The organism is Nostoc sp. UIC 10890 (assembly GCF_054786515.1).
The window spans coordinates 5,772,433-5,785,697 of record NZ_JBSGKF010000001.1 but is presented as its reverse complement, the minus strand read 5'-3'; the positions used below and the strand labels follow the sequence as shown (position 1 = coordinate 5,785,697).

The following is a 13,265-nucleotide window of genomic DNA, read 5'->3' as shown; positions in this document are numbered from 1 at the left end:
AAAAGCAAGATGGTTAACGCAGGAGGGTAGGTAGAATGCGTCAACTCATTATTCAAGTGCCACGGGGAAACGGAAAAGCTGTTATCGATATTGCCAAATCTCATCACGGCACAAATCTGGCTCGATTAGAAGGAAATGCAGAAGAACCGATTGATGTGGTGGGTGACACCTCTAGTTGATGTCAACGTGCTATAGGAATCCGCTTTAACGTTAGCAAAGATTAATTGGTGAATAAACTATATGAATGCAGAAATATCCACAGCTTGGGACAAGGTTCAAAGCATGATTAATGGGTTCATAGCTTTAGTACCGAACATTGTCTTAGGGTTAATTGTCTTCATTTTATTTTTATTTATTGCTAGCAGAATTAAGGCACTGGTTAAGCGTTTAACTCGCAATCGGCGCTCCGCGCGAAATTTGGGACTAGTACTAGGAAGATTAGCGCAAGGGCTAACAATTTTGATTGGCTTGTTTATCGCCCTTTCCATTGTAATTCCTACATTTAGAGCCGGTGATTTAGTGCAACTTTTGGGAATTAGCGGTGTTGCAATTGGTTTTGCTTTCCGCGATATTCTACAAAACTTCTTAGCTGGGATTTTAATTCTGCTGACTGAACCTTTTCAAATTGATGACCAAATTGTTTTTAAAGGCTTTGAGGGAACTGTTGAAAATATCGAGACACGCGCAACAACAATCAGAACTTATGACGGTCGGCGAATTGTGATTCCTAACTCGGAATTATTTATCAATTCTGTCACAGTGAATACTGCCTTTGACAATCGCCGATTAGAGTACGATGTCGGCATTGGCTACAACGATGACACTGATCTAGCCAAGCAGTTGATGTTAGAAGCAATGTATAGCGTAGACGAGGTTTTAAGAGAACCGGCTCCTGATGTGCTGGTAATGGAACTTGCCGAAAGCACTGTCAACATCCGTGTGCGTTGGTGGATTAATCCACCGCGAAGGATAGACTCTCTCCAATCACGGGACAAAGTACTGTCTGCAATCAAGAAAAAATTAGTCGCCAATGGCATTGATTTGCCCTTTCCAACTCAACAAATTCTATTTCATGACCAAACCGAAGAGACAGATGGAAACCGCTCCCGTCAGCGTGAAGGTTGGCCATCTGGTAAAGGTGAAGTACCAAAACCCCGCCGAATTAGCGATTCACTCAGGTTACTTGCTCAAGAGCGTTTCTCGCAAGATGGCAACAATAAGGTAGATTCTAAAATTAACGAAAAATGAGAAACGTCAAGTTAAGCAAACTTTGGGATCAGATCCACTCAAGTTACTGGTTTATACCATCTGTCATGGCGGTAGCATCTCTTGCTCTAGCTTTCATCATGCTAAGTCTTGACCGCACAGACAAGGTAGAAATTGATTATTGGTGGATATATACTGGTGGAGCAGATGGGGCGCGATCGCTACTCGGAACTGTTGCAGGTTCGATGATCAGCGTTGCTGCTACAGCTTTTTCAATTACAATCGTGGCGCTTCAGCTTGCTGCTTCTAACTTTGGCCCCCGCCTACTGCGTAATTTTATGCAGGATACAGGTAATCAGGTTGTACTTGGTACATTCATTGCGACGTTCATCTACTGCTTACTCGTACTGCGGACAATTCATGGAGAAGGAGATGGATATGAAGAGTTTGTGCCACAACTTTCGGTTACAATCGGCACTTTACTGGCAATTATTAGTATTGGTGTATTGATTTATTTTATTCATCATGCTTCAACAATAATTCAGGCATCTTATGTAATCCAAAATGTTAGTGAAGATTTACATTCAGCAATTGAGCGGCTATTTCCAGAAAAAATTGGGTGTGGTGAATCAGAAGATAGCCTTGGAGTTGAAGAAATTCCAATGTCTTTTGAGGAAGAAGCTTTACCAATTCGAGTTAATGGCACTGGTTATTTACAAGCGATCGATCATGAAGAATTGATAGACATTGCTTGTAAACATAATTTGCTAGTACGTCTTCAGACTCGACCGGGAAAATTTTTGGTTCAAGGTGGCGATTTAGTCTTAATTTTCCCTGGTGAAAAAGTAAATAAAAAACTTACCAAACAAATCAATGATGCCTTTATTTTAGGTAAAGAACGTACAGAGCAACAAGATGTAGAGTTTCCAATTGATCAACTAGTAGAAATTGCTCTGCGTGCCATTTCTCCTGGAATAAATGATCCATTTACTGCTATTCGCTGTATTGACCGAATTAGCGCTGGATTGTGTCACTTAGTTCAAAGAAATTTACCTTCACCCTACCGCTACGATAACAATAAAATATTACGCATAATTGCCGAAGGAGTAGATTTTCAAGGATTGGTTGACCGTGCTTTTAACCAAATTCGGCAGTATGGAAAGTCGGATGCAGGAGTAACTATTAGGTTGTTAGAAGCTATAGCTACTATTGCCAGCTACACAAACAATAGTAAATACGGTCAAATCCTACGATATCATGCTGAGAAGATTTTGCAGGATAGTCATGAGGAGCTATCACAAGAGCAAGACCGCAAAGACGCACAAGAGCGTTATTCTGTCGTCATTAAAACTTTAGATTGCAAAGGTGCTATTAAAAATTGGGATTAATCAAAAAAAAATAATTAGTTTGGATGTCACAATAGGTTTGCTTACACAATTATCAGCAGCGATCGTAAATATCTGCTTCTAAATTATCAACCAAAAATAGCACTGCTAGAAATTGCCCTTGTGATCCCAATTCCCGAAAATCCTGATACATATAGATTTATCGTAGGGGAGCATCCACTTTTGGAAGAAAGCCCAAGTAGAGCAATGCTCCTCATATACCCCAAGTTAGATTATTCTGGCTCGCTACAATACTTATTCATCTGATTGACTAACGTATCTGACTGCTTACCAACAGTTGTAGCTGCTGTTGTCAGTGTTGAATCAATTTCGGCTCTAGCCTTTTGAATTTTTTCTCTACCAGATGCCGAGGCTTGTGCTGTCTTGGTTGCACCCAGGGCCTTACCAGCTTTAGCGATCGCTTGACTGAGATTTTGAAAAATTTTGACAAAACCACTTTGAAATTCTTTCAGCTTGGGGTCTGTTAAATTCAGTTCCCCAATAGATTTAGTCACAAATTCTAAATCTTTAGATAGCTGTATGCTAGTTATGACTTGCGTTCCTTTATTTTGATCAATCAGAGAAGTGCCGGCATTTACAACTCGAATTAGTCGCTGGCATTGAGAGACTTTATCTTCACTGCAACTAGTAATTAACAAAGCGATGCTCAGACTAACAGGAGCAAGAACACTATATTTATGTAAAACAGACATTAACACCCCAACAGCAATAAGACCGAGAATATAGTATCCAATATTACTAATAAATAAGGTATTTGGGCATTGGGCATTGGGCATTGAGCATTAATTAATAATTTTTCTTCCTCTGCTTCCCCTGCCTCTCCTTGTCCCCATGCCCCATACCCAAATCACCAATCTATCGGCAAACCCAACTGGTCTAAAGTAGTACCATCTTGCAAAAGTGGCTGAATATCACTGTCTATTTGAATGCGACCACCAGCCAGCACTAAAGCGCGTTGAGTAACTCTGCCTAACCAATGTAGGTCATGGGAGGCAATTAATATCACCTGCACGGGTAACTTTAACAACACTTGGGCCAAATGACGCCGCCACGCTGGATCAAGACCGCTGGTTGGCTCATCCAAAATTAGAATTGTCGGTTCTAGGGCTAAAATTGAGGCTAGAGCGGCTAGGCGTCTTTGTCCACCAGAGAGTTCGTGGGCGGAACGATTGGCGTAGGCTTCTAGACCAAAATCAGCTAATAATTGTCGGGCGCGATCGCTTGCCTCTGCTGGTGACACACCATAGTTACGTGGCCCAAAGGTAACATCTTCTAAGATGGTCGGCATAAATAATTGGTCGTTGGCATCTTGGAAGCTAAAGCCGATTTGACGACGCACTTGGGATAAAGTTTGCGGTTCTACAGGGATGCCATTAATTATAATTTTCCCAGATTGCGGTTGTTTTAAGCCGATCAGGTTCTCTAGCAAGGTACTTTTTCCGGAACCTGTTGCTCCCATCAACGCCACGCGATCGCCTTTATTCAAGGTAAAAGATATTTCTTGTAATACCGGCTCCTGGCGAGAATATGCATACACCAGGTTCTCAACCTCGACTACGGCTGTGTGGGGGTTACTGGTTGATGTTTGGGGATTAGAAGTTAATGATTTCAAAATTTACAAACTCAATATTACTGCGTAAAGAGGTTGGGAGTGGGGAGTGGGTTAAATTTTGTAAGAACTTAGGGTAACAACAGCAGCGATCGCCCAAGCTACTAATAGGGCAAAACGTTCTTTTGGTCTGAGGGTAGAATCTATGGGCAATTGTCCGTTGTAACCACGAGCTACCATTGCCGCGTAGACTCGCTCTGCTCTATCTAGACTACGAAGATACAAGGCTCCAATCATAGCAGCACTGGCATAGCGCAGCCATCCTGTTGTTCCAGTCAAACCACGTAATTGGGCGCTGCGCCGCATTCGGATTACTTCTGAGAGCAAAATTTCCATGTATTGCCCAGCTAACAACAAGTTTTCCTTTAAAGGTGCTGGTACTGGTAAGGTTTTGAGGGCAATGCCAAAACTGTGGGGCGGTAAGGTTAGCAAAAAACTATTCATGGTAACCAGACAAACCAGCGAACGAACCAGCAAAAAAGTGGCTCGTTCCCATCCTTGGGGCAATGCCAGCAATGACAAAAAAATCAATTCTGTGCCGAGTAATCCTCCCAATTGGCGAATTGGTACGCGCAAGAAGCAAGCCCATAAAATTGCGATCGCGCCATATACACTTAGTCCATACCAGGCAGAATGCTTTAATAAAGCGGCCCCCACCACAATCACTAGAGACAGTTGCAAGCGTAGCGGTAAGGAAAGTTTAAGCATTCTTCGGTTTCACTACCTTGGCAATTGCAAAGGCAACAGCAAAGCAAACCGCAGCTCCCACCAGTCCGGCGATACTAGTGCCAATTGCCCCTAGACCCTCAATCCCATAGTCAGCTAAGGGGGTCGGCACAATTATCCGCACTTTCTCGGCTAAGTCAATAAAGCCCGTATTTTCGGCAACTTTCTCCAAACCATCAGGCCATGCTGAGGCAAATAGTGAGAGTACTCCCGCAATTAAGAAAATGGTGACAATAGGCACTGACCAGCCACGAAACTCCTGCTGTTCCCCTGGTAATAAATCTGGTCGAGCGGTGGCCAGATAAGTCAGCACACCCCCGGTAATCAGCCCTTCGCCAATACCGATCAAAATATGCACACCAGTCATGGCTGGTAAAATTATGGCTACGGGTGCAGTCCCTGAGAGGGCTAACTCAATAGCACAAGCTATAGCAGCTACCACTACACTTACACCCGCTGCTATACCAGCAGCCAACGGTAAGCGCCCTTTAGATCCGCCAAACAACCGTTGTAAGGTTTCGGTTAAAACCCAGCCTACCCAAACACCAATCACTCCCATATTCAAAATATTTGCTCCCAAGGCAGTAATACCACCATCAGCAAATAACACAGCTTGAATAATTAAAACTGTGGCGATACACAACGTTCCTGCCCAAGGACTGCCCAAAACGATCGCAGCTAAGGTTCCCCCCAACAAGTGACCACTAGTACCTCCTGCTACCGGAAAATTGATCATCTGGGCGGCAAAAATGAAGGCGGTGGTTAGTCCCAATATGGGCGCACGACGAATACCAAAAGCTTCTTGCGATCGCCCAAAGGCAATAAACAGTGCTGCCACACTCGCTAAACTAGTAGCCCCTGCCACTGGAACAGAAACAAATCCATCAGGAATATGCATGATCTACCCTGTATTCTTAAGATGTTCACGTACTCAAAACAAGCAATAAAACTACGCCATCGACGCCTTCAATTTAATAACAAACAAAATTTTTCTCTTTTTTGCAATGCCCTATTGGGGGATTTTATAGTGTTACTTTTGACATATTTACAATCCGATATCTACTCAATAGTATACTTATTTATTAAGCAGTTAAGTTTTATTAAGTTTATTTTTTATATCACTAAACCTTGACTGTTCATTGGTTAAACAGGATTTTGGTGCACACCCCATCTCTTGCGATGACCTGAACTTGCTTTTATGGTGGGCGGTAAAACTTTGTCTTTCATCGGACTAATTCCAACCACGTAAATAGTAGGCGTGGTTTATCTTGCACTCATGACTCTCACTTTGCGATTTGATTTTTGTCTGTATTGTGATATTTGGTTAACTCAATACTGATTCCATCAACAAGTAGATTTTTACGCTTACAACAAGCTTATATAATCGGCATTGGCGCTTTCTTTCTATCTTTTGATAACTGTGATCAAAAAAAATATCTCCTAACGAAATTCTTTATTGATAAAATTATTAATAATGATGTACAAGTATATTACCAAATCTTAGGATACTTCATACTCCTTCAAGATTACCCCTAGTACCGCAAGGCTGAATTAAAAATTAAAAATTAAAAATGAATACAGCATAAGGGTTTCGTTGATTTGGAATTATTGGTTTATTTTCGCCGTGTTGTACTAGTAGTACTAAAAATCATCAAAACACGCTTGTTCAACTGTATATTTGCTGACTTAGTTGACTTGATGGTACAGTATACTTTTGTAAAAATCTATATAGTAATACATATATATCATAGTAAGTGGCTAAATGTAAAATTTAGATGAATTTTGAAAAAATACTGTGAATCGAAGTACGGTAATTACTAAACTTTCAGAACAGCTAACTGTAGCAAAAGTATTTCTCAAGTTTTGAGTAACTAGATTCAGTAAATAAAGTCAGCAGATGTTTGGCTCTATTTTCTACGGACTTTAAATATCCTCGTTCTGCAATTTGGAATATGAAGACAAACTCATCCAACTCACTTTTAACAGTACCAACTGGCCCATTAAAGATTTCAGAGTTGCCTCCTAGCCGTGTAGGTACAAGTGGTGAATCTATTCATCTTTCTTTAGTAATTCCTACCTATAAAGAGCGTGACAACATCAAGAATGTAGTCAGGATATTGAGCCAGTTACTGGATGAATCTATTCCAGGAAACTATGAACTAATAGTGGTAGATGATGATAGTCCAGACCGAACTTGGGAAATAGCGGAATCCTTGACGACAGAATACCCTCAGTTGCGGGTGATGCGACGCCAACAGGAACGGGGACTGTCCTCAGCGGTGATTCGTGGGTGGCAAGTAGGTACGGGGAGTGTGTTGGGAGTGATTGATGGAGATTTACAGCATCCACCAGAGGTGCTGATGGAATTGTTGCGTAGTGTTGAGCAGGGAGCAGATTTGGCAGTAGCCAGCCGTCATGTCGAAGGAGGTGGTGTTAGTAGCTGGAGTGTTGTTAGGCGTTTATTGTCTCGTGGCGCTCAGTTGTTAGGCTTGGTAATCTTACCGGGAGTACTGGGAAGAGTTTCCGACCCCATGAGTGGTTATTTTATGGTGCGCCGGAGTGCGATCGCCAATGCAACACTCAATCCAGTCGGATACAAAATTCTCCTAGAAGTAATCGGCCGGGGAAACGTAGGCGAAGTTGCCGAAGTTGGCTATGTCTTCTGCGAACGCAAAGAGGGTGAGAGTAAGGTTACATGGAAGCAATATATAGATTACATCCACCACTTAGTGCGGTTGCGGCTTTCCACAGGACGGGTAGGACGATTGAGTAGAAAAGTCAATTTTCCCTTTGGTCGATTTCTCCGCTTTGGGTTAGTTGGCTTTAGCGGTGTATTTGTCGATATGGGAGTGCTTTACTTGCTCAGTGATCCGACTACCTTGGCTTGGCAACTGACGCGCAGTAAAATAATTGCTGGTGAAATTGCGATTTTAAATAATTTCTTATGGAATGACGCTTGGACATTTGCCGATGTCAGCGCCAGACAGCAAGAATGGCATCAACGCCTAAAACGGTTTTTAAAATTCAACGCCATTTGCCTTGGTGGACTTGTATTGAATGTACTGATATTAAATCTGGTATTCAATTTTCTTATTCCTAACCGTTATATTGCCAACTTTATTGCGATCGCAATTGCTACTATTTGGAATTTCTGGATTAACTTGAAACTTAGCTGGCGTGTCACCGATGTTAAATAATCACAATCAGGGAATAGCAATCTGATTTGATTTCTGAATCACTCGTAGAGGTAAGGGATTGGGGACTGGGGATTGGGAAGAAGGAATAAAGGTGTACTGAGTTTTGTTCAAAAATCAAATATGAGTCCTATAGTTTAGAACGAACTTAAATCTGAAGTGTCAAACCTACAAATCAATTCGTGTGAGATCGGGCAATGAGAGTTTTTTTCCAAGGTGCATTTTATTTTTACAAAAAAATTATCTCGTTGCTACCTATACCTGCCAGCCATTTTCTGTCTTTGACAGACACAACCTCTGGCTCACAACACAAGCATTGGTATAATTGGCAGACTCGCCTCCCTTCTTTCTGGCTTCATCCCTTACTGAACTTGATGTGGTTGATCATCGGTATCAGCTTGCGCCTAGCCAACTTGACTGCAAAGCCTCCTTGGACTGATGAGTTTTCCACCTTGGTGTTTAGCTTAGGGAATACTTTTTTAGCAGTACCTCTAGATCAAGCGATCGCACCTGATATCCTATTGCAACCACTACAACTAAACCCAGCGGCTAGTATTGGTGATGTGGTTCATAACTTAGCTACACAAGATAGTCATCCACCACTGTATTTTGTGTTGGCTCACTTGTGGATGAAATTATTTCCCAGCGACGGAGGATTAGTATCGCTGTTTGCGGCGCGATTGCTACCAGCTATCATCGGCGCTGCCTCAATTCCATGTTTTTACGTATTAGGTAGCGTAGCCTTTCGTTCGCCATTAGTGGGACACTTGACTGCTGCCATGATCGCAGTATCTCCTTACGGCATATTTGTAGCACAAGAAGCACGTCATTACACTTTGGCAATCTTATGGGTAACTGCTTCCCTCACCTGCTTAGTAATTGCCACACGTCATATTCAAAACCGCACACCTTTACCGATATGGGTAGCACTTTTCTGGGTAGGAGTTAATGCTTTAGGTATTGCTACTCATTATTTCTTCACCCTCACCCTCTGCACAGAAGTTGTAGTTTTGATTTTTCTTGCTTGGCTTCAATTGCAGAGTAGCAGCAAATTTTCTCTCCTCTTCTCTCCTCCCTGGCGGCGCATCTATGGCGTTGCTACAGGTACTTTGGTGGCGGGTTTAATTTGGATACCAATCTTATTAGAGAATAGAAACCGTGATAATTTGACCGAGTGGATTCGAGGTTCACGCGTTGGACTAGATTGGTTAAGCCCAATTTTTCAAGCTTTAGGAACATGGATGGCAATGATTTGCCTGTTACCAGTTGAATCTTCACAGCTATTGGTTGTGATTCCTTCTGGACTGGTGACGCTGATTTTCTTTATTTGGGCGGTACCAATCGTGCTGCGGGGGATCAAGATTCAACTACAGCAACCAGAAAGCCGGATTATGATTCAGGTGCTTGGTGGAGTCGTGATCAGTGCGATCGCTTTATTCTTTATTTTTACCTACTTTTTGGGAATCGATCTGACCAGAGGTGCTAGATATAACTTTGTTTACTTTCCCGCGATCGTTGTTTTACTAGGGGCAAGTCTCGCAGTTTGTTGGCATCCTCCCAAGGAATTGATGGGGAGAGAACACGAAAAAAACGGCATAAAAAGCATAGGCAAATGGGGAATCAACGGAAAAAAAGCCGTGATGTTAATTTGGTTAACGGGATTTGTCAGTGCAGTTACAGTATTTTGTAATCTTGGCTATCAAAAATATTATCGCCCTGACCTTTTTGTGCAACTAATCCAACAAGTATCGCCAGTACCAGTACTGATTGCCACCACCCATAAAACTTACATCCACACTGGGGAAATGATGGGTGTAGCGAGAGAGATTAAACTTGCCAATTCACCCCAAAATTTTTTGTTTCTCCTTGCCCATCAAGATCAAGATCCGAATCTTTCCACCATTGCTCTAGAAAATACTTTAAAGAAGTTACCACGACCTTTTGACTTGTGGCTGGTAAACTTTCACGCCCCTGTAGCAGAAGCCGTCAAAACATGCGTGATATCTGATACTAAGTCTTTGCCAAACGTAGATGGCTATGAATATGAACTTTATCATTGCCAGCAGAGTTAATAGGCTAGGGAACTGCGATACGTACAAGTACTGAATGGCACTAAGAAAAGATACAGCCCTTGTTCTGGCTGGTTCCCAGCCTAGAGGCTGGGAATCCATTCTGGGAGGCTCCGCCTCCGGTAGCTTGAATTGAGGCAGAGCCTCTTTTAAATGCATTCCCAGCCTGGAGGCTGGGAACGAGACGACACCACAAGCTTTTGGGCTTTTATTAGTGCCATTCGTAGAAGTACCCCATAACCCAATACGGTTCGGATAAGCACTCTTCACTTGCTTTATGTTCTAGGAAAAGGTTAAGGGGTAAAGGATGTATTTAAAACCTTTCCCCTTTCCCCTTTCACCTTTAACCGAACCATATTGCCTCATAACTAATCCTTAATACCCCAATCCAGATGCATCTTATGGAAGTTCCTCAAATATCGATATCCATAGGAGACTAGAGAAAGAAGAACAAAATATATCTCAATGGTTATTGAAGCAGCGAAGGCTGTAACTAGTTAAGGAGGATTTATGCGTGCAGTACTGATGGCAGGCGGTTCGGGAACGCGGCTTCGCCCGTTAACTTGCGATCTCCCCAAACCGATGGTGCCGATTCTAAATCGACCAATTGCCGAACATATTATCAATCTCCTCAAACGACATCAAATCACAGAAGTTATTGCGACATTGCATTATTTACCTGATGTCTTGCGAGATTATTTTCAAGATGGCAGCGAATTTGGCGTGCAGATGACTTATGCCGTTGAAGAAGATCAGCCTTTGGGTACAGCCGGCTGTGTAAAAAACATAGCCGAACTCCTTGATGAAACCTTTTTAGTCATTAGCGGCGATAGCATAACAGATTTTGACCTCACCGCAGCGATCGCATTTCACAAACAAAATAAGTCAAAAGCGACTTTGATTTTAACCAGGGTTCCTAACCCGATTGAATTTGGAGTGGTGATTACCGATGAGGAAGCACGGATTCGGCGATTTTTAGAAAAACCCTCTAGTAGTGAAATTTTTTCTGATACCGTCAACACTGGTACTTACATTCTCGAACCAGAAGTTTTGGAATATCTGCCAGCAAACGTTGAATGTGACTTTTCCAAAGACTTATTTCCCTTACTACTAGCAAAAGATGAGCCAATGTATGGTTACATTGCTCAAGGTTACTGGTGTGATGTTGGTCACTTAGACGCCTATCGTGAGGCTCAGTATGATGCCTTGGATCGGAAGGTAAATCTCGATTTTGCCTACAAAGAAGTTTCTCATGAGTTATGGGTGGGTCAAAATACTTACATTGACCAGACGGCTATAATTGAAACCCCAGCAGTGATTGGTGACAATTGCCGCATCGGAGCAAGAGTACAAATTGAAGCAGGAACCGTAATTGGTGATAATGTCACTATTGGCGCTGATGCGAATCTCAAACGTCCCATAGTGTGGAATGGGGCATTCATTGGTGATGAAGCACACCTTTCCGCCTGTGTAATTTCCCGTGGCGCTCGTGTAGACCGCCGCGCCCATGTATTAGAAGCTGCTGTTGTAGGTTCGCTTTCCACGGTGGGAGAAGAAGCCCAAATTAGCCCTGGCGTGCGCGTTTGGCCGAGTAAAAAGATTGAGTCAGGGGCAGTTTTAAACATTAACTTGATTTGGGGGAACACCGCCCAACGGAATTTATTCGGTCAACGTGGTGTCCAAGGATTAGCTAATATCGACATCACCCCAGAATTCGCCGTGAAATTGGGATCTGCTTACGGTTCTACTTTAAAACCTGGTTCTAAGGTAACGGTTTCTCGTGACCAGCGTAATATCTCTCGGATGGTGACGCGATCGCTGATTGCTGGTTTAATGTCAGTAGGTATTGATATTCAAAACCTCGATGCTACAGCTATCCCCATCGCCCGCACAGTTATACCCACAATGTCGGTAGCTGGTGGTATCCATGTGCGGGTACACCCCGATCGTCCTGACTACATTCTGATTGAATTCATGGATGCTAAGGGTATTAATATCACCAAAGCCCTGGAAAAGAAAATTGAAGGGGCTTACTTTAAGGAGGATATGCGGCGGGCGCTAATTCATGAAATTGGCGATGTATCTTATCCTAGCCAAGTCATGGAGCGCTACTGCACTGCTTTTGAGAAATTGTTGCATGTTCATACACTCCGCAACAGCCGCGCCAAAGTGGTGATTGACTATGTTTATGCAGTATCGGGGGCAGTTTTACCCCAAATGTTGGATAAATTTGGTGCTGATGCCGTGGTATTGAATGCCAGTGTCAATAAAAGTGCGATGTCAATCACTGATCGCGAAGGACTGCTAACTCAGTTAGGTCATGTAGTGGAGGCATTAAAAGCTAACTTTGGTGTGCAAGTATCCGCTAATGGGGAACAGCTAATTTTAGTTGATGAATCAGGCTACCCAATTCGTGGCGAAACTTTAACAGCACTGATGGTAGACATGATTTTGACGGCTAACCCCAGAGGAACAGTAGTTGTACCAGTTCATGCTTCCAGTGCTATTGAACAAGTCGCCCGTCGCCATGATGGTAGAGTGATTCGCACTAAAGCCAACCCCACAGCTTTAATGGAAGCTTGTCAGAAAAACCCGAATGTGGTACTGGGAGGTAGTGGAGAGACTGGTTTTATTTTCCCGCAACTGCATCCGGGATTTGATTCTATGTTCTGTATTGCCAAGATCATTGAGATGTTGACTATACAGGAGCGATCGCTTGCGGCGGCGCGATCGGAATTGCCCCGCGTAATTCACAAAACTTATACAGTCCGCTGTCCGTGGACAGCCAAGGGTGCTTTGATGCGTTACTTAGTCGAAACTCACCCAGCCCAAAACCTAGAATTAATCGATGGAGTGAAAATTTGTCAACCCTACGATGACAGTTGGCTGTTAGTTTTACCAGATGCCAGCGAACCACTGGTGCATTTGTATGCAAATAGCAACGATCGCGAATGGGTAGATGAGACTGTGAGAAACTACCGCACCCGTGTTCAGTCGTTTGTGGAAAGACAACAAGAATATCAACCCGCAGAAGTGTAATTCGTAATTCGTAATT

The 13,265-nt window shown here is 42.9% G+C and carries 10 protein-coding genes; 6 read left to right on the top strand and 4 right to left on the bottom strand.

Annotated elements, in window-relative coordinates:
- The first annotated feature begins 35 nt into the window (after positions 1-35).
- From ACWATR_RS24030 to ACWATR_RS24020, 3 genes are all read left to right on the top strand, one after another.
- The gene (locus ACWATR_RS24030) at positions 36-179 is read left to right on the top strand and encodes a hypothetical protein (protein WP_176726905.1); all 144 of its coding nucleotides are present in this window, start codon (positions 36-38) and stop codon (positions 177-179) included.
- A 61-nt stretch (positions 180-240) separates the two neighbouring features.
- Positions 241-1,248, top strand: a complete 1,008-nt coding sequence (locus ACWATR_RS24025; protein ID WP_460338019.1) for a mechanosensitive ion channel family protein — start codon at positions 241-243, stop codon at positions 1,246-1,248.
- Complete coding sequence (locus ACWATR_RS24020) at positions 1,245-2,594, top strand: DUF2254 domain-containing protein (protein ID WP_460338016.1); 1,350 nt, start codon at positions 1,245-1,247, stop codon at positions 2,592-2,594. The genes ACWATR_RS24025 and ACWATR_RS24020 overlap by 4 nt, the downstream gene beginning before the upstream one ends.
- Before the next feature lie 230 nt (positions 2,595-2,824).
- On the opposite strand, the gene ACWATR_RS24015 is transcribed toward ACWATR_RS24020, so the two are convergent.
- The 4 genes from ACWATR_RS24015 to ACWATR_RS24000 all read right to left on the bottom strand — a co-directional run bounded on the left by ACWATR_RS24015 (position 2,825) and on the right by ACWATR_RS24000 (position 5,845).
- The gene (locus tag ACWATR_RS24015; protein ID WP_460340633.1) at positions 2,825-3,304 is read right to left on the bottom strand and encodes a hypothetical protein; all 480 of its coding nucleotides are present in this window, start codon (positions 3,302-3,304) and stop codon (positions 2,825-2,827) included.
- A gap of 155 nt (positions 3,305-3,459) precedes the next feature.
- The gene (locus ACWATR_RS24010; RefSeq protein ID WP_460338013.1) at positions 3,460-4,224 is read right to left on the bottom strand and encodes an energy-coupling factor ABC transporter ATP-binding protein; all 765 of its coding nucleotides are present in this window, start codon (positions 4,222-4,224) and stop codon (positions 3,460-3,462) included.
- A 51-nt stretch (positions 4,225-4,275) separates the two neighbouring features.
- Complete coding sequence (locus ACWATR_RS24005; RefSeq protein WP_460338010.1) at positions 4,276-4,929, bottom strand: energy-coupling factor transporter transmembrane component T family protein; 654 nt, start codon at positions 4,927-4,929, stop codon at positions 4,276-4,278.
- Positions 4,922-5,845 (bottom strand): energy-coupling factor ABC transporter permease, encoded by a 924-nt coding sequence (locus ACWATR_RS24000; RefSeq protein WP_435026229.1) that lies wholly within the window; start codon positions 5,843-5,845, stop codon positions 4,922-4,924. The genes ACWATR_RS24005 and ACWATR_RS24000 overlap by 8 nt, the downstream gene beginning before the upstream one ends.
- A 1,054-nt stretch (positions 5,846-6,899) precedes the next feature.
- Between ACWATR_RS24000 and ACWATR_RS23995 the strand changes: the two genes are divergently transcribed.
- From ACWATR_RS23995 to ACWATR_RS23985, 3 genes are all read left to right on the top strand, one after another.
- Entirely contained in the window at positions 6,900-8,144 is a 1,245-nt protein-coding gene (locus tag ACWATR_RS23995) for a glycosyltransferase (protein WP_460338007.1), read from the top strand.
- Positions 8,145-8,338: 194 nt separating this feature from the next.
- Positions 8,339-10,213: a glycosyltransferase family 39 protein gene (locus tag ACWATR_RS23990; protein ID WP_460338004.1), complete on the top strand. Its 1,875-nt coding sequence runs from the start codon at positions 8,339-8,341 to the stop codon at positions 10,211-10,213.
- 507 nt (positions 10,214-10,720) lie between these two features.
- On the top strand, positions 10,721-13,249 hold the full coding sequence (locus ACWATR_RS23985) for a sugar phosphate nucleotidyltransferase (protein WP_460338001.1): 2,529 nt from the start codon (positions 10,721-10,723) through the stop codon (positions 13,247-13,249).
- Positions 13,250-13,265 lie beyond the last annotated feature (16 nt).